Below are 22,066 nucleotides of genomic sequence, written 5' to 3'. Positions count from 1 at the left end.
ATATCATCAGTACAGGATTCTAAAGCTATTGATTTGATATCGTTTAACAGATCTCCAGATTCTTTGTAATTCTCGGTCATCAGTTTAAAACGGAATCTATAAGGTTAAAATATAACAGCACATTTTGGTTTTTTTTCATATTAGGCAGTATATTTTTAATTTCTTCCCGCAGTTTAGTAGCATTTTGAATAAAGCAATACCAATCATTAAGCATTTTACCGACTTTATCAAACGCAACTTTAGCTTCCAATGCCCCCAGCATCCTTTCATATAGTTGATTTTAAATATTCGAAAAATTAAACCTTTTTTTACAATGATTTTCCTTTTTTGGAATCTGAAAAAGGTTATGCCGAACGTGTCAGGGTATAAGACCTACTCAATAAGATTCATTTTCATGGATTGACAGGATTTATTCACCAATTCTTTTCTATAAAGTGGTAAAATATTTCGTGGTATGTCACTTTAGTATTAGAGGAGAATGCTATGAAGACTCTTGATGTTCAGGCGTTGCACAAAGCCATTGATCAAACGCTGGAACAATTAAAACATCAATCTGATGAATTCGCCAAAGTCAAAAAAGCCGTAGAGGGTATTACATCACTTGATGATGCTTTAAAAGGAAAAGGCGGAGACGCGATCCGCGCCTTTTACGAGGAGTGCCACACTCCTTTTTTGCGGTTCTATGATACTTTCATAGTGGAATATCGTTCCACGCTGAAGAAATTGAAAAGCGCGCTGAATTCCCTAGAACCAAACCACAACGGATTTATTTCACAGTCCTTTCTCGAACACGAGCTGGAACAAGGGGTGAATGCGGCCGACCGCACAACGAAGCGTTTGGTATCTAAAACAAATGCCTCGATCGCAAAAGTCAGCCACATCGTCGATTTGCCTGATTTGAATGACAGCGATTTTCACGAACAGAACAGGAAAGCATTAAAGGAAATCAATCAGACAATTGAAAAGCTGCACACTTTTGACCGCGAACAGACAAGCGCTCTTAAAACTGCTGAACAAGACCTTGAAACGATGCAAAAATACATCACAGAGCTTGAGAAAATGTACACAGGCCCCAAAATCGAGATTACAAGCTATAAAAAAGGCTCAATTTTAAAACCGGATGAGAATACAAACATTAACGGTCCGGTCGGCGGTTTAAAGGGAGAGTTAGAAAATGCTGAGCCTTCGCCGATGGAAATCATGCTAAAAAAATTGTCCGATCAAGAAGAATCTGAAGTCGATTCACTTACCAAAGCAGATCATTTTAAAAAGATTGATACAGGTATTCGCATCATCAAAGGCAAAGTATATAATATGAAGGGATACAAAAAGCTCGGTTCTGTCGATGTCACCGATGAAATCGGTACAGGCAAGGACTTCGTCGGCGGTTCGTACATGCTTTATTCAAACGGTCAAATTGTCCGAAAATACATATCCGGCGGTGAAGTGAAATACGAACTTGTCAGTCGTATACCGGAAAGCAGAGTGAAGAAAAGCGACATTGAAAAAGCTCTTGATTGGGCTAAAGACACAGTTGGAGAATTGTCCGGTGGTTATGATGGTTATAGAGCGATAACAGGTGTTGACCCTGTGACTGGTGAAAAACTATCCGTCACTGACCGTATCCTGTCCGGTGTTTCTGTCATACCCGCTACTAAAGTAGTCAAGGTAGGAAAATATGTTTTCAAAGCGAATAAAGGTGCGAAGACGGCGAAAAGGGTTTCGACCAGTACTGCTAAAAGGCCAGGGGGATATCTCAAGGAAGATGTTGATGAACATGGCTATTTAAGCCCAGGGGTTAATCGTGCACCAGGGAACAAAAATATTGCTTCTGATAATCGAGTACAGTCTCACCACCCAATACAAAATGAGTGGGCGAAAAGATGGGCTAAAGAAGGTGGATTTGATTATAACGAAAAGAAAGCATCCGCAATACTTCTCCCGTCAAGCTCGGGGCATTCACACGCAAAAATCTCTTCTATGCAAAGAAAGCGAAGAAAAATCGAGGGATTTAATACTGACATACGTTATGAATTTAATGTGAGTTATAGGGAAATGATTGAAGCAGGTGTTGATCAAAAAGCTACCCGAAAAGCAATGAAGGATGCATATAAATATTTCGATGGTTTGGGAGGTTTTGTAAAGTGATTGATTTATCAATGGTTTCAGATTTGATAAAAAATACTCCAGCAAGTGAAAGTGAAATTCAAGAGTCAGAAGATATTCTACAAGCTAAATTACCAAATGTATATAAGGATTTATTAAGAAATACAAATGGTTTTTCAATTGGTGGTGAGGTGGCTATTTATGGTACAGAAGATATTGTGGAAAGAAACGAGACATGGGAAGTAGATGAATATGCAAGAGGATATGTTGCTATTGGAGATGATGGCGGAGGTAATGTTTTCTTAATGCTTCAAAATGAAAAGGAAACAGAAGTATTGATTGTTGACTCTGGAGACATGGATCCAAGCCATGCTACTGTAATCACTTCAGATTTTATTGAATGGGTGAATAGTGGTTGTATTATAAGGGAATCGGAACAGAAAACAATAAGTGAGCCACCTGATACATGCAATATAGTGTTAGCAAAGCCTCTTGATGGAGGATTGAAAGATTTAATAAAAATAAAGAATATATTAGGTATTGAGATTTCAACAGCGGACCTACTAAAGGGTTCAAAAAATCCCCCTTATTTATTAATGGAGAGATTCCCATATGGAAAGGCAAAGAAACTAATTGAAAAATTAGGACCCATTGGTACGGTGCTGAGTTTAGAGCCGATTGTCAAAGATAATTAATATTGGAAAATTAAAGAGAAATACTGCTGAAATCACCAAAACCTTGATTGGCTATTGCCTTTCAAGGTTTTTTTATGTTCTAATCCGATAAAAATCCGACAAAAAGGGGGATAAAATGGGGGACTTTTTCTATTCCACTTTGTCATACGATAGAGACAAGAAAAACGAACGTATACCTGAGTCCAAGAAGGAGAGCCTGCGGACACTGATCTTTTGCACACGGATGTTGTGCAGCTGATTGGTGGCCGCTTTTTTATTGGCCAGAATGGGAGACGCACCTTTCCCTTATCAAGTGTGTACTCGGATGTATCGAATGATGATGAAGGTCGTCAGCTTCACAGGAGGAGCGGCTGGAGTCTATGCAGGATTGCGCGCCTTCAGTTACGGTGTTTGTCGGTGTTGAAAAGGACGCCGCCCCAAAGCCGGAAAGAGAGCCTGTCAGTGCTGCTGCCACGGTTAGAACAGACATTGTTTTTTTTCATGCTGATCCCTCTTTTTCATCTACCCTCTCGTTTCCCGGTGAGGATGCAATAAAACATGTGAGTGCGCTTTGTATGTTTTATTGATCCCTTGCAAGGGAAGAGAAATGGGTAATTCGGTATATACACAAGCAAGAAAGGGGAATGGAGATGGCTGACAAGAAAAAAATCACAATAAACGGCGTTGAAATGGAAGCGTCCGAGGAACAGACGGTGCTGCAGCTTTTGAATAACAGCTCGATTGAAGTGCCGCTAGTTTGCTATCATCCTAGCTTAGGGCCGATTGAAACATGCGATACGTGCATCGTCAGCATCAATGGCGAGCTGAAGAGGTCGTGCTCCGCTGAATTAAAGGATGGCGACGTCATTGATACGCTTTCGTCTGATGTGAAAAAAGCGCAGGTTATCGGGATGGACAAGATTTTATATAATCATGAGCTTTATTGTACAGTTTGCGATTACAACAATGGGGGATGTGAAATACATAATACGGTGAAAGAAATGAAAGTCAATCACCAAAGCATCCCGTTTGATCAGAAGCCTTACCATAAGGATGAATCAAATCCGTTTTACCGGTACGATCCGGATCAATGTATTTTGTGCGGACGCTGTGTCGAAGCGTGTCAGGATGTTCAGGTAACTGAAACACTGACCATAGACTGGGAGCGGAAACGCCCGCGCGTCATTTGGGATAATGATGTGCCGATCAATGAGTCATCTTGTGTATCATGCGGACACTGTTCTACCGTCTGTCCATGTAATGCGATGATGGAAAAAGGAATGGAGGGGGAAGCCGGATATTTAACAGGAATCGATGACGAAACGCTGCGTCCGATGATCGAGATCACAAAAGGCGTAGAAACAGGGTACGGCTCGATTCTCGCCATTTCCGATATGGAATCTGCCATGCGTGATGAACGAATCAAAAAAACGAAAACCGTCTGCACATACTGCGGCGTCGGCTGCAGCTTTGATGTCTGGACAAAGGGCAGAGACATTCTGAAAGTCGAGCCGCAGGAGGAAGCGCCGGCCAACGGCATTTCTACTTGTGTAAAAGGAAAGTTCGGCTGGGATTTCGTCAACAGCGAGGAACGCCTGACAAAGCCGCTGATCCGAGAAGGCGACCATTTCCGCGAAGCTGAATGGGAAGAGGCGTTATCGCTGATCGCCAGCAAGTTCACGGATTTAAAAGAGGAGTTTGGCCCGGATTCGCTTGCCTTTATTACATCTTCTAAATGTACAAACGAAGAATCCTACCTCATGCAAAAGCTGGCCAGAGGGATCATCGGCACAAATAATGTCGACAACTGTTCGCGCTATTGCCAATCTCCTGCGACTGCCGGCCTGTTCCGGACAGTCGGCTATGGCGGTGACTCAGGGTCGATTACAGATATCGCGGAAGCGGACCTTGTGTTGATTATCGGTTCGAACACGTCTGAATCGCATCCGGTCTTGTCCACTCGCATTAAACGGGCTCATAAGCTGAGGGGACAGAAAGTGATCGTAGCGGATATCAGAAAACACGAAATGGCAGAGCGCTCTGATTTATTTGTCCAGCCGCGTGCCGGATCAGATATCGTCTGGCTGAATGCCATCGCCAAATATTTAATTGAAAACGGCAAGGCAGATGAACGCTTTTTGCAGGAAAGAGTGAACGGACGGGACGAATATGTGAAAAGCCTAACGCCGTATACCCTTGAATATGCCGAGGAGAAAACCGGAATTGATCAAGAAACCCTCATCCAAATGGCGGAGATGATTGGTCAGGCTGACAGTGTGTGCGCATTGTGGGCAATGGGCGTGACACAGCATATTGGCGGAAGCGACACGAGCACGGCAATTTCTAATCTGCTGCTTGTGACAGGAAACTACGGTAAACCGGGAGCAGGCTCTTACCCATTGCGCGGCCATAACAACGTGCAGGGGGCAAGTGATTTCGGCAGCATGCCTGACAGAATGCCGGGGTATGAAAAAGTGACGGACGAACAAGTCCGCCAAAAATACGAGCGGGCGTGGGGTGTGCCGCTGCCGAAGGAGCCGGGCATGACCAACCACGAAATGATCGAAAAAATCCATTCCGGCCAGCTGAATGCGATGTATGTAAAAGGTGAAGAAATGGGTCTGGTCGATTCCAATATCAATCATGTACACGCCGCATATGAAAAGCTTGATTTCTTTGTAGTGCAGGACATTTTCTTTTCACGAACAGCCGAGTTTGCTGATGTTGTTCTTCCTGCGAGCCCGAGCCTTGAAAAAGAAGGAACCTTTACAAACACAGAACGCCGTATTCAGCGGCTGTATCAGGTGTTTGAACCGCTGGGCGAATCAAAGCCTGATTGGCAGATTATTATGGAGGTAGCCAATAAGCTTGGCGCCGGCTGGCACTATGAGCACCCTGGAGAGATTATGGAGGAAGCAGCCATGCTGTCGCCGATTTATGCCGGCGTCACCTATGAACGCCTTGAAGGCTACAATTCCCTGCAATGGCCTGTAAGCGCTGATGGAAAGGATTCGCCTTTACTCTTTACAGAGCGCTTCCCTTTCCCGGACGGCAAGGCCAAACTCTACCCTGTTCAGTGGGCAGAGCCTGAAGAGTTCGGTGAGGAATATGACATCCACGTCAACAATGGGCGGCTCTTAGAGCATTTCCACGAAGGGAACCTGACCTACAAATCAAAAGGGATTTCGAAAAAAACGCCGGAAGTGTTCTTAGAAATTTCTCCTGAACTGGCGTCAGAGCGGGGAATTCAGGACGGAACCCTTGTCAGACTCACATCGCCTTTCGGAAATGTCAAAGTGAAGTGCTTGATCACTGATCGTGTCAAAGGGAAGGAAGTGTATCTGCCAATGAACGATTCAGGGGAAGCAGCGATCAACCTGTTAACAGGCAGCCATGCTGATAAGGATACCGATACGCCTGCATACAAAGAAACATCGGCCAAATTGGAAATTTTGAAGCGCGATGGAACCAATCCGCTGCCTAAGATCAATCACCGCAACGGCAATCCGCAGCCGCAAATCGGTGTGCAGGTACAAAAGAAATGGGCGCGGAAGGATTATATTTTCCCTGGCGACGCTGTGAAAAGGGGGATTGGGCATAATGGCTAAAGCGATTAAACGAATTCAGAAAATCGAGATAACCGAAGAGGATCAGAGAAAGCGTGATATGAAAGAAATAGAAGATGCATTAGTCGAAAATAAGGAAGCCATTCTTGAAACGCTGCATATGATTGGGCACATGAACGAGCGCGGTGTTTTGCCAATGCTCCGCGGCCTTTTTGGCCAAGGAGATAAAGTTCTGGACATCTTAGTGAAAAAGGCAGATACAGAGGAAACGGCCAACACGCTTAAAAATCTGCTTCTTCTGTTTGGGACGCTCGGCATGTTAGACGTGAAACAGCTGGAACCTCTCATTTTGAAAGTGAATGCGGGGGTGGCAAACGCGGTGGAACAAAAGGACAGCGAAGAGAAAACAGGTTATTTTGATGTCATCCGCTCACTCAAAGACCCGGAAATCAACAAAGCAGTTACACTGCTATTCTCCTTTTTAAAAGGAATGGGACAAGATACAGAGGAGCTGGAACGCACGACTCAGCCTCCGGAGCACCAAAAACATCATCAGGAACCCCGAGAGAAAAGAGGAATGAATAAGAGGGATTGACCCCGCCCGAGCCGGCTGTTGCCAGCTCGGGTTTTTGGTGAAAAGATCTCATGAACTAGTTATAAATGATCAAATACGAGGCAGCCGGCTAATCAATATGAAATCGAAGCAAAAAGAGCTCACTCAAAAAACAGGAAGATCTTGCGAGCGGGAGTGGTATGAAAAAGTGTTGGATGCAGGCAGCACATTTGCAGGAAACATCACCGGATATTATGATTACAAGAAAGCCACTGAGGGTGTTAATCCCGTTACAGGAGAAACATGTCTCCTTCACATCATGACTTCAAAAAATTCACCATTGTTCCATCTGGATCGGCAAATGCCGAAAATCTATTTAAGTTGTTGGAGGAATGATTCAGTATGTTAACAAGAGAAGATATCTTTAAGCATGTCAAAGAAAAATTCGGTACATCGCCAGATTACCCATTTCAAAAATTTCCAAACTATGCCGCTTTAAGACATGAATCTAACGAAAAATGGTATGGTCTTGTAATGAATGTTCTTCCAGAAAAGTTAGGCTTAGATGGAAATGACGAAATAGATATTCTGAATTTAAAATGCCCTCCCGAAATAAGCGGCAGTTTAAGAAATGGAAAGAGTATTTTACCTGGATATCATATGGATAAGGAAAATTGGATATCACTTATTTTAGAACGTATAGATTCAGAAGAAGAAGTTTATAACTTAATTGAGCAAAGCTTTAATTTAACCAAGTAAATCATGAAATGATCGTTTCGCAAAAGGAACCAGAAAATGTTCAAACTTTTTTATAAAACCGAAACTTAAATTCGTTGGATAAGAATCCGTTTTGATCAATCTTTTTTTTCAAAACGGGTTCTTTCTATAATATGTGGGTTCTCATGATGATTTTAATCAACTTTATTTTAAAGCAACAACAACACGGCCATTAACAAAAGAGGCAAACCCTTACGTACCAAGGGTTTGCCTCTTCTCATTTAAAACGTCCCAGGAGAGATTCGAACTCCCGACACACAGCTTAGGAGGCTGTTGCTCTATCCACCTGAGCTACTGGGACACAGAACAATATTATAGTGCAAAAATCAGAAAAAATAAAGAGGTTGCAGCGGTTTTTTTAAAAATTTCTTCGGGAAAACATACATCCGGCAGACTTTGCAGCCTGCTGAATGTATGTTTTGGCCTTAACCTTTCAGGTCAATATGATGTCCTGAAACGGGATGTGGCGCCTGAACCATGTCAACGAGCTGCTGTGCGCTTTGTTCGGCGGTGTCCAAAGCCGTCTTTGTCAGCGACATTTGCACGTTTTGATAAAGAGCGGCCTGACTCATGGCCATTGATAAAACAGCAATATCCAACATAACCACCTCCTTAACATGTGTATCGGTTAGAGAGGTGAGGACTTTACTCATATTTACTAATCTGAATATTCAATTTAATATAGTTGTAAACCGATCCCAGCGGCATCTTAAACACCATGAAAAAGAAGCCGTCTCTCACCGCCACTGACCGGTTCCTTGTTTGTCTTCGAATAAGAAGAGCTGTTTTGTATCTTCCGCGATTCTTCACTTCCTGAGCATTTGTCTAATGTCCTTTGTTGATTTCATTCTCGAAGAGGCTGATGATTCTATCATTCTGCTTGACAATCGTTCGCAACATGGCAACAATGTTTCCTGCAAATCCGATCAATATGATCATTAATATGATGATGATCCACATGGTAAACCACACCCTTTTGCACAAAATTTTCCTTTCGATTCTACATTACCACCTGGTCTTTCACAAAACAACTTTCCTTTTGAAACGGAGGCTGATTTTATGGATTGGCTTGAATTTGTTTCAGCGACGGTTCAATCATTGGCATGGCCAGCTACTTTGATGATGTGCGTTTTGCTGTTAAAGGAACCTTTGTCTGAACGGATGAAGGAATTGATCAAACTGAAATACAAGGACTTTGAATTGGAGTTTGACAAAAGGCTTCAGAAGCTCGTCTCCGTACGGGAAAAAAGGTTATCGGGACTGACATCTGTACGGTCAGCGCCGGCAGGGGAGAACATGATCGAAAGCGCTTGGTCTGATGTTCACAATGTTCTGCGGGAAACAGCCTCGACATTTGATCAAAATGCGATCCGCCTTGAAGGCGATGAATTGATTCAAATGCTGCATGACCGCGGAATGATACAAGACGACGCGGCATCTGTGCTTTCAGAGCTTTCCGCTCTGCGTCGGGATGCATCGGACAGAGTGAGCATTACCGGAGCCCTGGCATACAAAACACTTTGCTTGGAGGAAGCGAAGCGTTTGCAATTATTAGCTGAACAACAAACTGCGATTAAATGAAAGGCGAAACGATTCATTTGATACTCTGACGCTTTACATCAGCGCCGGAGTTTTTTTGTATTTGAGCTAAAAATGAATTTTCTTTATCGAATAGACGATTTTACGGAGAGAGGCTGATGCCGGTTTAAATATGATATCATGGTGGACAGGAAGAAGTTTATGATAAGAGAGGGTTTCATTTATATGCTAGAGAAAGCTGAAGCTTTATTGCAGCACTATTATGGCTATCCTTCACTGCGTCCGGGTCAGAAGAAAGCCATTCAATCGGTCGTTTCTGAAAAACGGGATACAGCATGCATTATGCCTACGGGCGGAGGGAAATCAATCTGCTACCAAATTCCCGCGCTCCTTATGGAGGGGACAACCATTGTGATCTCTCCTTTAATTTCCTTGATGAAGGACCAGGTGGATGCGTTAAATCAGCTTGGAATTCAAGCTGCGTACGTGAACAGTTCTTTAGGCCATGGCGAAATCGCTGAGCGGCTTTCCGTTTTAAAGGAAGGCGGCTACAAGCTGTTTTATGTCACACCTGAGCGGCTGACGTCTCCCGATTTTATTCGCGTGCTTTCCCGCATTCATATCCCGCTGACAGCGATTGATGAAGCTCACTGCATTTCACAGTGGGGCCACGATTTCAGGCCGAGCTACAGACATATTGAAAGCTTTTTAAATAGCCTCGGCACCCGTCCGGTCGTATTGGCATTGACGGCTACCGCAACGCCCGAGGTTCATGAGGATATTTGCACACAGCTCGGGATCGAAAAAGAGAGCACGGTTTTCACCGGTTTTTCACGGGATAATTTGACGTTTAAAATTTTAAAAGGCGAAAACAAGGATCGTTTTATCGAATCATATGTGGAGAAAAACCGCTCAGAGGCGGGAATTATTTATACAGCGACAAGAAAGGAAGCCGAAAGAATATCAAGCCGCCTGTCTCAAAAAGGAATTGCGGCCGGGTGCTATCACGGCGGGATGAATGATGAAGAAAGGGACCGGCAGCAGGATCTCTTTTTAAATGACGAGATCAGTGTGATGACAGCGACCTCAGCATTCGGAATGGGCATCGATAAATCCAATATCCGCTATGTGATTCATGCTCAAATTCCAAAGAACATGGAGAGCTATTATCAAGAAGCAGGACGAGCCGGACGCGACGGTCTTGACAGCGAGTGTATCCTGCTATTTTCTCCTCAGGACATCCGGCTTCAGCGGTTTTTAATCGAACAGTCGACAGAAGATGAAGACATTCGGGCACAAGACGTGAAAAAGCTGAGGCAAATGGTTGATTTTTGCCATACTGAAGGCTGTCTTGAGCGGTTTATTCTTTCTTATTTTGGCGAAGTTTCGACTGAAGACTGCGGCAGGTGCAGCAGCTGTCTCGACACCCGAAGCATCACCGATGTGACGAAGGAAGCACAGATGGTACTGTCCTGCATCATCCGCATGGGAGAAAGGTTCGGAAAAACCATGGTGGCGCAAGTTCTGGCAGGTTCGAAAAATAAGAAAGTGACCGAAAACGGCTTCCAGCAATTATCGACTTACGGAATTTTAAAGAACCGGTCTATTGCCGACATCAGCGATTTTATAGAGTTTTTAATCGCAGATGAGTACATCCAGATGTCCGACGGAACATATCCCGTTCTCTTTGTCGCCAACAAGGGGCGAAACGTTTTGCTCGGCCGGGAAGTGGTGATGCGCAAAGAAAAAATGCAGACAAGTCAAATTGTTAAAGATGACGAATTGTTTGAACGGTTAAGAGCGCTGCGCAGAAAACTTGCCCAGGAACAAGGCGTGCCTCCTTTTGTCATATTCTCTGATGAAACGCTGCGGGAAATGAGCGGGAAAGTTCCCCTGACAGACGAAGAACTTTTGTCAGTCAAAGGAGTGGGAGAACAAAAAAGAGTAAAATACGGCGCTGTATTTCTACAGGAGCTTCAAGCCTATAAAACTGAGAAAGAAGCATAAAAACCCAAAAACATCATATGTAAAAAGTTTTTTTAGTAAATCTCCTATTGCAGATAAAAAAAGATTGGAACCCTTGATACACCTGAATTTATGCCGATTTTTGGACGGCTGAAAATCCTCCTCGTAAAATAACTGTAATCAAAAACAAATTGTTTTGTTATTGATTTGACATTTTCATATGTTACGATTGCTCCTGTTAGCCGGACAATAAAAAGCTAACAAGGGAGGATTTACTTATGAAGAAGACGTTTATGTCCTTTGTTGCAGTTGCAGCACTATCTTCAACTGCATTCGGAGCGAGTGCCTCTGCAAAAGAAGTAACAGTCCAAAAAGGTGACACCCTTTGGGGAATCTCGCAAAAACAAGGGGTAAATCTGCAGGACTTAAAAGAATGGAATCAGCTTTCCTCAGACCTGATTATTCCAGGACAAAAGCTGAACGTTTCTGAAAAACAGACAGAAGAAAAGAAACAATATACCATTAAAAAGGGAGACACTCTCTGGAAAATCGCTCAACAATTCGGCGTTTCCGTGAACGACCTTAAAAATTGGAACAACATAAAATCAGATATCATTTACCCGAATACATCCATAACTGTTGACGGACAGGCGACGGTTCAAGCTGCTGCGGCGCAGCCTGCGGAAACAAAGCCTGCCGTACAAAAAGAAGCGAAAGTTGAGAAAGCTGCGCCTGCACCTAAGCAGGAAAAAGAAACGGCTTCCCGTTCAAACGAATCTCAAAGCTCTCAAAGCGCTGCAAAAGAACTGACGGTTACCGCAACGGCATACACTGCCAATGACGGCGGAATGACAGGCGTGACAGCTACGGGTTTTGATCTGAATGCCAATAAAAACGCCAAGATTATTGCGGTGGATCCAAACGTGATCCCGCTTGGATCCAAGGTGTATGTTGAAGGCTACGGAGAAGCGACTGCTGCCGACACCGGCGGTGCGATCAAAGGGAACAAAATCGACGTATTTGTTCCAAGCAAATCCGCGGCAAAAAACTGGGGCGTTAAAACGGTTAAAGTAAAAGTTTTAAAATAAGAAGTTTTACCATTGATGGACACTGACCATGGAGATGATCAGTGTCTTTTTTCTGTTTTCTGCATCTTTTTTTCGATTTAGATGTTTTTTTAGATTGGCAAATGGGTAGTTCAATAGATATGTACATATCAGCTGATTTAGAAAAGGAGATGTAAGAGTATTGCTGTGGATTATCATGACATTTTTATTGATTAATGCAGGGATTTTTATTTTTTCTTATCTGAGGACAAAAGATATTAATTTGAAGACGTCAGACGGTTATTTTCTCGGTGGGCGCAGTCTCACTGCTCTCTATATTGGAAGTTCGCTGCTTTTAACCAATTTGTCAACAGAACAAATGGTAGGGTTAAACGGTCAAAGCTATTCGGGAACGATGAGTGCGATGGCTTGGGAGGTTACAGCACCGCTTGCGCTCATTATGCTGGCATTCGTTTTTTTACCGAGGTATCTCAGTTCTGGGGTTACGACGATACCTGACTTTCTTGAAAAACGCTATGATCAAAGAACGCGGCAAATCGTCTCGATTCTCCTGCTTCTGGGATATGCGACCTCGTTTCTGCCAACCGTATTGTACTCCGGGGCGCTCGTTCTCGATCAAGTGTTTAATATTTCCTCTGCGCTTGGAATCAGCAAGTTTGCGACTGTTTTTTTCATCTCGCTTGTGATCGGGGCCGCAAGCTGCTGCTACATATTTTTTGGGGGACTAAAAGCTGCGGCATCGGCTGATGCCATTTATGGCGCCGGTTTAATTCTTGGCGGTCTGTTTATTTTTGTGCTTGGAATCATGGCAATCGGCGACGGCAGTCTCTTAAACGGCTATACTGAGCTGACGAGTGTACATAAGGAAAAGCTGAATGCCATTACAGCCGACAACGCTGCAGAAGTCCCGTGGCCGACGATTTTTACGGGACTGCTTGTGAACAACTTATTTTATTGGGCTGTTAATCAGTCGATCGTTCAGCGGGCGCTCGGGGCGAAAAACTTGGCTGAAGGGCAGAAAGGCGCGTTGCTGGCCGGTGTATTTAAGACGATCGGTGTGTTTTATCTCGTTCTTCCCGGGGTTATTGCTTACCATCTTTACGGAGGTCATATTGAAAATGCTGACACCGTTTACCCTAAGCTGATCGTTGATTTGCTGCCGACTGCACTTATCGGTGTCTTTGCCGCGATTTTATTCGGAGCGATTCTCAGCTCGTTTAACGGTTCGCTGAACAGCACGATCACGTTGTTTACATTGGATTTGTACAAACCGATCTTCAAGCCTGAGGCAAAAGAAGAAGAGCTTGTGAAAACGGGAAGGATCTTTGTGGTGATCCTTGCCGCGGTGTCGATTATCATCGCGCCTTTTATTCTGTTTGCGCCGTCCGGACTTTACAATTATTTGCAGGAAATGTTCGGATTTTTCAATGTCCCTGTATTGGCTGCCGTCGTTGTTGGATTCTTTACGAAAAAAGTGCCGGCGCTTGCCGTGAAATGGGCGATATTCGCACACATTGTTTTGTATACCATCTCAAAAATCTATTTTGGCCATATTCATTTTCTCTATATATTGGCCGTTTTGTTTCCGTTTTCCGTCCTTTTGATGCTTTTCATCGGAAAATTGAAGCCAAGGCCGTCAGAATTCAAGCTTGAGAAAAATGCTAAGGTTGACTTGCGGCCATGGAAGCATGCCAAACTTGCTTCTATTCTTGTGATTTGTCTGATGGCCTGCATTTATCTGTTATTTTCGCCTTGGGGTCTTGCCAAATAAAAAAAGGCAGAGGATGTGTTCATCCTCTGCCTTAATGTTTTGTGATACAAAGTGATACATGTTCTTTCTGTGCGTCGATCCGGCACCGTCCGCCAATCGGAAATGTAAAGAAAGGGGTTGTATGGCCGAAATCTATATTTGCGATAACGGGTATTTGAGAAAGCTCTTTTTTTGTTTGCACAATTTGTTTAAGGCGCTCAAGCGTTACGGCTGATGCTGTCTGAAAACGGCCAATGAGAACGGCTTTGACACCGGAAAAATCGGGCAGATGAAGCAAGGACTGCAGATCGCGGTCAAAAAACGCTGCCGGCGATTCCCAATCATCCTCAAGAAACAATACGGCGTTCTTGATGTCAGGGAAATATTCCGTACCTTGCAATAGGTTCAATGTGCACAAATTCCCTCCTATGATCTTTCCGTCTGCTGAGCCTTCGTTGATCACAACAGGGCCGCTGTTTTGTTTGGGACATTCTTCAGTTTCGATTTCTTCACACCACATCGATGATGGTTCAACATCGTAGACACCGCTTGCGCAACAACACTTCAAAAAGTAATCTGTCATATAGTTTAGTCCATACCCCATTGAAAAGCTTGAAAAATGAGGTCCCGAATAGGTGACAAGCCCGGTTTTTGCATAGATCGCCGCTGAAAGAGCGGTAATATCTGAAAAGCCGCAGAACACTTTTGGGTTGGCTTTTATGAGTTCATAATTCAAATGTGATAACAGCTGATTGCTGTTATACCCGCCGAGCACAGTGAGTATTCCTTTGACGCGTTGATCGGAAAAGGCATCATGGAGATCGCTTACTCTCGATTGAATGCTGGAGGAAGAACATTCATCAATTTCATTAGCATGTGCGGAAAACGAGATTCGAAATCCGAGATTGTTTAAAACCGTTCTCGCCTTTTCGATCTTATCGGTGTTGAGAAGTGACAGGCTTCTCGATGGGGCAATCACCCTGATTTCGTCACCGGGCTGTAGTTTTTCTGGAAACATGAACGGGCACACCTTTCATTGTTTCTATCTATTTCACCATACTTTTAAAGATCCTGCCACTGAATTTCACCGGATTTTGAACCGGGGTCGATCGTTACTTCAAAATGATGCTTTTCATAAAAATGGATCAGCCGGTCCACATGGTCCCAATCCCTTTCAGCAATGTCCCCCGTGATGACCGGTATGTTGTGCTCGCGGGCTTTTTCTTTTAAATACTTCATGCAGATGGAACCATAACCGTAGCTTGCCGGCCCTTTAATATCCCCGATATGGATCGCGCGTTTTTCTTCTTTGTAGGAAGCGACAAGAGAAAAATCACATCTTCCGCGGTACGGCGACTGGCAATCGCTTAACATGATCTTGCATGTCCGGCCATCATCAATCGAATGGACAATCATCCATTCATCGTCTTTCGATTGATCAATACCGAGCACTCGCGAATCTTTGGAGATATCCTTCATATTTTCACGCATCCGAAACAGTTGAAATTGCAATTCGTTCAATTCCTTCTGCAAGCCGGAGCTGTCTTTTTGCAGTTCTTCATCCGTTATCATAAAACTTGCTCCTTTCCATTAAAACATACAGTTTTCGATTATAGTAAAAAGAACGGCAATTTGCAAATGGGTTGCTAGAATTAAATTTTAATGTAATTTTAAACAAAAATTTCACATTCTACGATTTTTTTGTGATAGAATTCATATGACTTCTGGTATATTTACCTAGGATACGAGACAATGGATCCTCCTAATTCCAGAAAAACCATGACAAAAGGAGCGTACGATTTTGAAGAAAAGAATTTTTTCTCTATTGATGCTGATGTCAGCTTTTGTTCTTGTATTAGCTGCATGTCAGCAGGCTGATCCAAAAGGATCTTACGCAACGGCTTATAAAAAGCTGATTTCTGCGAAATCATACGAATTTTCAAGTGATATCGGCTTGAAAGTTGACGCATCCAACCTTGGAGCGGAAGATAAGCAAGTTGCTGATATGCTGAACGATGCAACATTAACGATCAGCGGAAAAACGAATGCTGAAACGAAACAGTCTGAGGCTGTGATTAAAGCGAAGCTGAAAGTCCAAAACATGTCGCTTGATTTCGATATTCCGGTTTATATGGACGAAAAGAAACAAGTCGGCTACATCAAAATTGACAGCGTTCTTGACAGCTTCGGCTTCTTCCTTGGAACAGCCGGCATGAATTTTGACAGCGTCAAAGGCAAGTACCTTGAATTCCCGCTTGAAGATGACAAAACTTCATCTCAAGATACGGATGAACTTCAAAAACAATTGATGGAATCCATCAAAGAAGCTGCAGACAATCTGCCTGCAGATAAGTTTGAAAAAGCGGATCTGACAGATAAAGAAAAAGAGCAGGGTGCTGCTCAAAAAGTCGCTTTCAGCTTTAGTGACAAAGAAATTAAAGCTGCGGTCGTCAAGTTCATCGAAATCGCCGGAAAAGCGAGCGGAGAAGCTGTTCCGAAGAGCGAGCTGAACAAGATTAAAGACGGACTGAAAGACGTCACATTCAAAAAGTTCGATGTGACATCAACAATCGATGACAAAGAAAATCTTCTGACTGAAAATGCGGATATCTCTTTGTCTGTTGACAGCAAAAAAGCACCTCAATCTTTAGGCATCACGGCATCTACAACTTACAAAAATATCGATGGTGACGTAAAGTTTGAGCATAAACCGAATAAAGAAGATATCGTAACTGAAGAAGAATTCGAAAAATTAATGGCTAAAGATGCTATGAATTTCTAAGGCATCCGCCTTGGTTCCCTTCCTCGTTCTAGAGGAGGGGAATTTTTGTATATTCTGTGACTAAATTCTGACGAAAAGCCGAAAACGTTGACATTCCTCCTGAATTTGAATACGATTTTGATAGCTTGCACAAATAGGAGAGATTGCCCGATATGACACATACACAAAAAAATAAAAACTATACAGGCATTGTTGTTGCTCTGACGATTATCATAAACGGTGTCATTGCCCTCTTGTTTTTCATGCCGAAAAGCGACAAATTCGCTCATTTGGATTTGACTTTTCTGCCGCTTTTGAACGCAGTCTGCAACAGCTTCACATTCATTTTCTTAGTGGCTGCACTGATCATGATTAAACAGAAAAACATTAAGGCGCACAAGCGGTTTATTTTTGCCGCTTTTACGACAACGTTCATCTTTCTTGTTTCATACTTAACTTACCATTCATTAATGCCTGACACTCATTTTGGCGGGGAAGGGATTATAAGACCGATCTACTATTTTATTTTGATCACACACATTGTCTTGTCCGCTTTAATCGTTCCCTTGGCCTTGTTTACGTTGTTCAGAGGCCTGAGCATGCAGGTGGAACGCCACCGCAAAATCGCCCGCTGGACGATGCCGCTTTGGCTGTATGTCAGCCTGACAGGTGTTCTCGTCTATATGATGATTTCCCCATACTATTAAAAGCCGGAGAATCCGGCTTTTTTTGTTCCCGCAACATTCTTCTCTTTTAAAAGCGATTTTCCTCTGGTACAAAAATATATGCTGAAATAGATGATCGTCTACACAAGATATGGAAATAGGAATATAAATAATTAGAGCTTTTTATAGAAATGAAAAAGGGAGATGGATATGAAAATTTTGCTTGCCACTTATTGGAATATACCCCATGTAGGTGGTGTATGGACATATATGGAGCAATTAAAAGAAAAGCTGGAGTCCTTAGGACATGAAGTGGATTTGCTCGGATATGGAGAAGAGAGCAGTATCGTTCATATCGTAGATGAAAACCGCAGCGTCAAAAAAGATGAGCTGCTTCCATTAGTTAAAGCGATGATGAGCGAAGAGAAGTATCCGGAAATATACGCAAATCAATTGGTCAGCTATACTGAGCTTCAGCGCTATGTCTATGAGCTGGGCGCTGCCTATTTGGGACTTGACAAATATGATCTAATTCATGCGCAGGATATCATTTCAAGTACATGTATTAAGCGTGTTATGCCTAAAGATCAATTGCTTGTCACGTCGCTTCACGGCAGTGTCGCATATGAAATCAGAGATCAGCTCAACACCATCCACAGATCGTCGACTTCCCATGTTGCAAAGGCATATTTTGACCACCTAGAAACAATAGGTGCGATGTCTGGCGATACGGCGATTGTTGCAAACAACTGGCTTAAAGATATTTTGACGGAAGAATTTGAAGTGCCGGAAGAAAAAATCCTTGTTTCTCAGTACGGCTATGATATTGACGGATTTCTGGGACGGATGGACACAAAGGCAGCTGATATGCCTTTAACGGATAAGAAAGTGATCCTTTTTACTGGAAGAATGATTGAAAATAAAGGTATACATCACTTAATTGAATCACTAGCTCTATTAAAAAACCGTCGAGACGATTGGGTATGCTGGCTGGCAGGAGAAGGGGAAAAGCTCGCCGGACTCAGAATTCAAAGCGAGCAGCAGGGGATTGATGATAACGTCGAATTTCTGAGAAATCGGAAAGATGTGCCTTACTTGTTATCCCTCGCTGATATATATGTTCTTCCAAGTCTTTTGGATAACCAGCCTTTATCTTTAATTGAAGCTCAAATTGCCGGGGTTCCTGCAATTGTCAGTGATGCTGGAGGTTTGCCGGAAATGGTAGAGCATGAAGTGACCGGCCTTATCGTATCAAAGGGAGATGTGAATGCACTGGCAAATAGTTTAGAACGATTGCTGGAAGACGATGATTTTAGAAATCAATTGGGGAATAACGCCAGGGAGTTTGCTAGGAAGCATTGGGATATGGATGAAGCCGTCACCAGGGTCCTTGATATTTATCAAAATGAGAAATAAGGAGTGAAATTGAATGAAATCTTTAATTATTAATCACTTGTTTGAAGGTTTAAACAAAGAAATAGATGCTGAATGGTGGGCAAAATATGTGGATCTGCTGGTCGAATTCACCGAAGAGCGGAATAGCCAGAAGCAAGATAGCTCAACGGCATCCGCAGAATCAGATACAGATGTGAGTGAATCTGTCGATGAGAGCCTTAAACCTTTAATAGCAGAGCTAAAAGATATTTTTGAAGATATGAATAGCAGCATTTTGGAGAATAATAATAAAGTTTTAAAAGATATTCTAGGGGCTGCAGCTCAAGGAATTGATCGCAATGTTTTAGAGGAAATCATCGAGTCAGTGCGTAAAGAAGTCAGAGTGTCTGATCCCGAAACGGCAGAGTCTTTAGAAACGTTTAAAGAATCGACTGACAATAATACGGTTACCAGCTCTACTGAAAGTTTGGAACGGTCAGTTGTAGAAACACTTACAGAATCACTGCCCGAAGACCACACAATCCCAAGCCCCGAAACTGTAAAGGTGCTTAAAGCAGTTCAAGAAAATCGTAATGAAAGTGAAAACAATTAAAAATAAAAAGCCTTCGCAATCCGAAGGCTTTTTATTTTTTTGTATTCTTATTATTTCAAATTGAAATTAAATGCAGTAGGTAGCTGTCTTTTACCTTTTTCCGTTACGAGGCATACAATACTATCAGCAGTATATCTTTTTCCTATTAAAGAAGAACATAAAATAGGAGGGGAACGATGAGGTGATTGATAGATGAATTTAAAAGACATTAAAGGTCAATATGATGCCGTTTTTAGTCTGGGACATCTTTGTTTAGCGGCTATTCAGCTGAGAAACAATGATTTAAGGCCTTTTGCAGGACCTCTGGACTGGGTTACCACGAATTCTCTCTCAGATCTCAATCGGCTTCTTAGAAATCGCTTCACCGGCTTTATGAATTCTAAAAATATCAGAGTCATTGGCTATAATACAGGTGAAAAAAAAGAAGAGGGATCTACAATCTATGTTTTAGATGACTTTTATAACATTGGCTCTGTTCACGACTTTGACGCGGATCAAAATACGCTTGATCAATTGATCACTTATTCTGAAGTGATGGAGAAGTACAACAGAAGGATTAACCGCTTTTTGGAGAAAGTTTCAACAGGCAATCGCATCCTATTTGTCAGGACAGAAGGAGAAGGCAGCTTTAAAGAAGCACAGGAACTTGAACTTGTATTATCAGATTTGGTTCAGCACGACTTTAGCGTTCTTCTGGTGAAGCACTCGAAGGTGAATGGGATTGTAGAGAAAAATTGGCCATTAGAAAAGACTTGCACTGTTGAACTGCCGGACAAAGAGATATGGGAGTCAAACAATGATCTATGGGCATCGTTGTTTAAAGGAATCACTCTCGTTTAAACCGGATTTTTTTGGAGTTTACCAGAGGAGGAAAAGAAATGTTTGAAAATAAAACGATATTCATTACTGGAGGAACAGGCTCATGGGGCCAGGAACTCATTCTTCAGCTGCTATCCTTAAATCCTAAAAAGCTCATTGTATTTTCCAGAAATGAAGAAAGACAAGTTCAAATGAGAAGGCAGATTGAAGATCCGAGGCTGACGTTTTTCATCGGGGATATCAGAGATCGGAAAGCGCTGAATACAGGATTAAAAGGTGTCGACTATGTCTTTCATTTAGCTGCGCTGAAGCATGTGCCGGTTTGTGAAGAACAGCCGCTTGAAGCATTAAAAACGAATGTCACAGGGACGGAAAACGTTATTGAAGCAGCGATCGAAAACGGGGTTAAAAAAGTCATCAACGTCTCGACTGACAAAGCGGCTGACCCTGCCAACTTTTACGGAATGACGAAAGCGATCGGCGAGAAGTTGATCGTATATGCGAACCATCTCTATTCAGACACGGATTTTATTTGTGTAAGGGGAGGAAATGTGCTCGGAAGCAGCGGAAGTGTTCTTCAGCTTTTTAAAGACCAGATCAGGAAAAAGAACCAGGTCTCCATCACAGACAAAAGAATGACCCGTTTCTTCCTCACGAAGGAAAAAACGATCCGGCTTTTATTAAAAGCGGCTGAAAGCGGTCAAGGCGGGGAAATTTTCATTATGAATTCGCCGGCCTGCAGAATTTTAGACATGGCTGAAGTGCTGATCGAAGCTTACGGAAACGAAAAAACGTCCATTGCAGAAACGGGGGCAAGGCCGGGGGAGAAGCTTCATGAACTGCTGATTTCACCTCATGAACGGCAGCATGCTGTTTCATTTACAAATGACCTCGCGGTGGTGCTTCCTGCAATCAAAATGCCTGAACTTCATAAAAAGTATGCGGATTGTCAGCCTTTAGAAACTGATCATTTGAGCTCAAAAGACTTTTTAATCTCAAAAAAGGAAGTAAAAGAAATGCTGAAAGAAGGCGGTTTTTTGGAGTAGAAGGATGGACCGAAGCGTTCACGGAGAATACGCGAACTGATGACAGGCATGGCATGCGGCTGCAGGCGATGCTTCTGTTCGCTCCTCGAAAACAAGACAAGCCGGACGAAAATTCACCCGGCTTGCCGTTTTGTCAATGTTCAAGTGTTAACCCTTCGATATGTTCTTCGACTTTTTTTGTGCGTTCCATTACTTTTTCCGTGTAAGAGTAATCCCCGTAGCAATAAGGGTAGCGGAAATTGTTTGTATCTCCGCCGCAATTATACAGATCGGGGTTCTTTTTGACTTGTTCCTCGGAAAATGCCTTTGCCAGCTTCTCTGAGTGCTTTCCGCCGTGTTTTGAGACGTAATCGATATAACCCGATCCCATATTATAGCTTTGGATGATCGTTTCAATATCGACGCTTTTTTTCTGTCCCTTTTTATACATTGCTGTAAAGTGGCGCACACCCTGCTTAATGCTTGCTTTTGGATCGTCAATCTCATTTCGCTTCATACCGAGAGATTCCGACGACTGCATCGGATCACCGCCTCTGCCTTTCGACTCCTGATACATCATGCCCAATAAAAGAGCGGTGTATTGTGAAAGATCCTGTTCATCGAGTTCTTCTTCAACAAGAGGTTTGTAATCTTTTAATCTCTCAAGAATGTTAGATTCAGTGTCAAGAGGAAGCCATTTTAATTGTTCCAGACCGGAGATGGCAAAGAAAATGATCAAGGGAACAAACACAAAAAAAGACAAACAGCCAGCTCCGGCTAAACATCCCGATTTCTTTTTCTTCAATGGTTTC

The 22,066-nt window shown here is 42.9% G+C and carries 22 protein-coding genes, 1 tRNA gene and 1 pseudogene; 16 read left to right on the top strand and 8 right to left on the bottom strand.

The window, feature by feature from the left end; all coding sequences use genetic code 11:
- Positions 1 to 79: 79 nt before the first annotated feature.
- Entirely contained in the window at positions 80 to 250 is a 171-nt protein-coding gene (locus tag M1D59_RS11430) for a response regulator aspartate phosphatase (RefSeq protein WP_231692455.1), read from the bottom strand.
- A gap of 233 nt (positions 251 to 483) precedes the next feature.
- Between M1D59_RS11430 and M1D59_RS11425 the strand changes: the two genes are divergently transcribed.
- Both M1D59_RS11425 and M1D59_RS11420 read left to right on the top strand, forming a co-directional pair.
- Complete coding sequence (locus M1D59_RS11425; RefSeq protein ID WP_105978785.1) at positions 484 to 2,148, top strand: T7SS effector LXG polymorphic toxin; 1,665 nt, start codon at positions 484 to 486, stop codon at positions 2,146 to 2,148.
- Positions 2,145 to 2,801: an SMI1/KNR4 family protein gene (locus M1D59_RS11420; protein WP_025811315.1), complete on the top strand. Its 657-nt coding sequence runs from the start codon at positions 2,145 to 2,147 to the stop codon at positions 2,799 to 2,801. The genes M1D59_RS11425 and M1D59_RS11420 overlap by 4 nt, the downstream gene beginning before the upstream one ends.
- Before the next feature lie 376 nt (positions 2,802 to 3,177).
- Here the strand turns inward: M1D59_RS11420 and M1D59_RS11415 are convergent.
- Positions 3,178 to 3,270, bottom strand: a pseudogene (locus M1D59_RS11415) (YjgB family protein); the annotation flags it as partial.
- A gap of 160 nt (positions 3,271 to 3,430) precedes the next feature.
- On the opposite strand from M1D59_RS11415, the gene fdhF reads away from it, so the two are divergent.
- The 4 genes from fdhF (at position 3,431) to M1D59_RS11395 (ending at position 7,658) form a co-directional block, all read left to right on the top strand.
- Positions 3,431 to 6,388: a formate dehydrogenase subunit alpha gene (gene fdhF / locus M1D59_RS11410; protein WP_458117424.1), complete on the top strand. Its 2,958-nt coding sequence runs from the start codon at positions 3,431 to 3,433 to the stop codon at positions 6,386 to 6,388.
- On the top strand, positions 6,381 to 6,941 hold the full coding sequence (locus tag M1D59_RS11405) for a helical membrane plugin domain-containing protein (protein ID WP_023855691.1): 561 nt from the start codon (positions 6,381 to 6,383) through the stop codon (positions 6,939 to 6,941). Before fdhF ends, M1D59_RS11405 begins: the two co-directional genes overlap by 8 nt.
- Before the next feature lie 97 nt (positions 6,942 to 7,038).
- The gene (locus tag M1D59_RS11400; protein ID WP_025811318.1) at positions 7,039 to 7,308 is read left to right on the top strand and encodes a pre-toxin TG domain-containing protein; all 270 of its coding nucleotides are present in this window, start codon (positions 7,039 to 7,041) and stop codon (positions 7,306 to 7,308) included.
- Positions 7,302 to 7,658 carry an MmcQ/YjbR family DNA-binding protein gene (locus M1D59_RS11395; protein WP_458117423.1) on the top strand — a complete coding sequence of 119 codons (357 nt, stop codon included), beginning with the start codon at positions 7,302 to 7,304 and terminating at the stop codon, positions 7,656 to 7,658. The genes M1D59_RS11400 and M1D59_RS11395 overlap by 7 nt, the downstream gene beginning before the upstream one ends.
- 245 nt (positions 7,659 to 7,903) lie before the next feature.
- On the opposite strand, the gene M1D59_RS11390 is transcribed toward M1D59_RS11395, so the two are convergent.
- The 3 genes from M1D59_RS11390 to M1D59_RS11380 form a co-directional block, all read right to left on the bottom strand.
- Positions 7,904 to 7,977, bottom strand: a tRNA-Arg gene (locus M1D59_RS11390).
- Between the two features lie 124 nt (positions 7,978 to 8,101).
- Positions 8,102 to 8,278: a YjfB family protein gene (locus M1D59_RS11385; RefSeq protein ID WP_003182594.1), complete on the bottom strand. Its 177-nt coding sequence runs from the start codon at positions 8,276 to 8,278 to the stop codon at positions 8,102 to 8,104.
- Positions 8,279 to 8,501: 223 nt separating this feature from the next.
- Positions 8,502 to 8,636 (bottom strand): hypothetical protein, encoded by a 135-nt coding sequence (locus M1D59_RS11380; protein ID WP_257878874.1) that lies wholly within the window; start codon positions 8,634 to 8,636, stop codon positions 8,502 to 8,504.
- Between the two features lie 99 nt (positions 8,637 to 8,735).
- Here M1D59_RS11380 and M1D59_RS11375 point away from each other — a divergent pair, with 99 nt between their 5' ends.
- The 4 genes from M1D59_RS11375 to M1D59_RS11360 all read left to right on the top strand — a co-directional run bounded on the left by M1D59_RS11375 (position 8,736) and on the right by M1D59_RS11360 (position 14,018).
- Complete coding sequence (locus M1D59_RS11375) at positions 8,736 to 9,257, top strand: hypothetical protein (protein ID WP_079289251.1); 522 nt, start codon at positions 8,736 to 8,738, stop codon at positions 9,255 to 9,257.
- Between the two features lie 183 nt (positions 9,258 to 9,440).
- Positions 9,441 to 11,222 carry a DNA helicase RecQ gene (recQ, locus tag M1D59_RS11370; protein ID WP_035339381.1) on the top strand — a complete coding sequence of 594 codons (1,782 nt, stop codon included), beginning with the start codon at positions 9,441 to 9,443 and terminating at the stop codon, positions 11,220 to 11,222.
- A gap of 236 nt (positions 11,223 to 11,458) precedes the next feature.
- Complete coding sequence (locus tag M1D59_RS11365; RefSeq protein WP_023855696.1) at positions 11,459 to 12,268, top strand: 3D domain-containing protein; 810 nt, start codon at positions 11,459 to 11,461, stop codon at positions 12,266 to 12,268.
- 160 nt (positions 12,269 to 12,428) lie between these two features.
- Positions 12,429 to 14,018 carry a solute:sodium symporter family transporter gene (locus tag M1D59_RS11360; RefSeq protein WP_144498577.1) on the top strand — a complete coding sequence of 530 codons (1,590 nt, stop codon included), beginning with the start codon at positions 12,429 to 12,431 and terminating at the stop codon, positions 14,016 to 14,018.
- A 31-nt stretch (positions 14,019 to 14,049) separates the two neighbouring features.
- Here the strand turns inward: M1D59_RS11360 and M1D59_RS11355 are convergent, their stop codons facing one another.
- Complete coding sequence (locus M1D59_RS11355; RefSeq protein WP_020451768.1) at positions 14,050 to 15,015, bottom strand: S66 family peptidase; 966 nt, start codon at positions 15,013 to 15,015, stop codon at positions 14,050 to 14,052.
- A 44-nt stretch (positions 15,016 to 15,059) separates the two neighbouring features.
- Complete coding sequence (locus M1D59_RS11350) at positions 15,060 to 15,569, bottom strand: GNAT family N-acetyltransferase (protein WP_224146218.1); 510 nt, start codon at positions 15,567 to 15,569, stop codon at positions 15,060 to 15,062.
- A 229-nt stretch (positions 15,570 to 15,798) separates the two neighbouring features.
- Here M1D59_RS11350 and M1D59_RS11345 point away from each other — a divergent pair, with 229 nt between their 5' ends.
- From M1D59_RS11345 to M1D59_RS11320, 6 genes are all read left to right on the top strand, one after another.
- Positions 15,799 to 16,779, top strand: coding sequence for a hypothetical protein (locus tag M1D59_RS11345; RefSeq protein ID WP_020451766.1), 981 nt, complete (start codon positions 15,799 to 15,801; stop codon positions 16,777 to 16,779).
- Positions 16,780 to 16,931: 152 nt separating this feature from the next.
- Positions 16,932 to 17,465 (top strand): DUF420 domain-containing protein, encoded by a 534-nt coding sequence (locus M1D59_RS11340; RefSeq protein ID WP_020451765.1) that lies wholly within the window; start codon positions 16,932 to 16,934, stop codon positions 17,463 to 17,465.
- A gap of 168 nt (positions 17,466 to 17,633) precedes the next feature.
- A complete protein-coding gene (locus M1D59_RS11335; RefSeq protein WP_101560982.1) occupies positions 17,634 to 18,839 on the top strand; it encodes a glycosyltransferase family 4 protein in 1,206 nt (401 codons plus the stop codon).
- A 13-nt stretch (positions 18,840 to 18,852) separates the two neighbouring features.
- Entirely contained in the window at positions 18,853 to 19,410 is a 558-nt protein-coding gene (locus M1D59_RS11330) for a hypothetical protein (protein WP_101560981.1), read from the top strand.
- A gap of 192 nt (positions 19,411 to 19,602) precedes the next feature.
- Positions 19,603 to 20,250: a DUF1796 family putative cysteine peptidase gene (locus M1D59_RS11325; protein WP_101560980.1), complete on the top strand. Its 648-nt coding sequence runs from the start codon at positions 19,603 to 19,605 to the stop codon at positions 20,248 to 20,250.
- Positions 20,251 to 20,288: 38 nt separating this feature from the next.
- Positions 20,289 to 21,275 (top strand): polysaccharide biosynthesis protein, encoded by a 987-nt coding sequence (locus M1D59_RS11320; protein ID WP_020451761.1) that lies wholly within the window; start codon positions 20,289 to 20,291, stop codon positions 21,273 to 21,275.
- 133 nt (positions 21,276 to 21,408) lie between these two features.
- Here M1D59_RS11320 and M1D59_RS11315 read toward each other — a convergent pair whose 3' ends face one another.
- Positions 21,409 to 22,059: a lysozyme family protein gene (locus M1D59_RS11315; RefSeq protein ID WP_224146223.1), complete on the bottom strand. Its 651-nt coding sequence runs from the start codon at positions 22,057 to 22,059 to the stop codon at positions 21,409 to 21,411.
- Between the last annotated feature and the right edge of the window lie 7 nt (positions 22,060 to 22,066).

The sequence above is a fragment of the Bacillus sp. PK6-026 genome (assembly GCF_054161455.1).
Note: the sequence above shows the minus strand (reverse complement) of the source record. Positions and strands in the feature narration are given on the sequence as shown.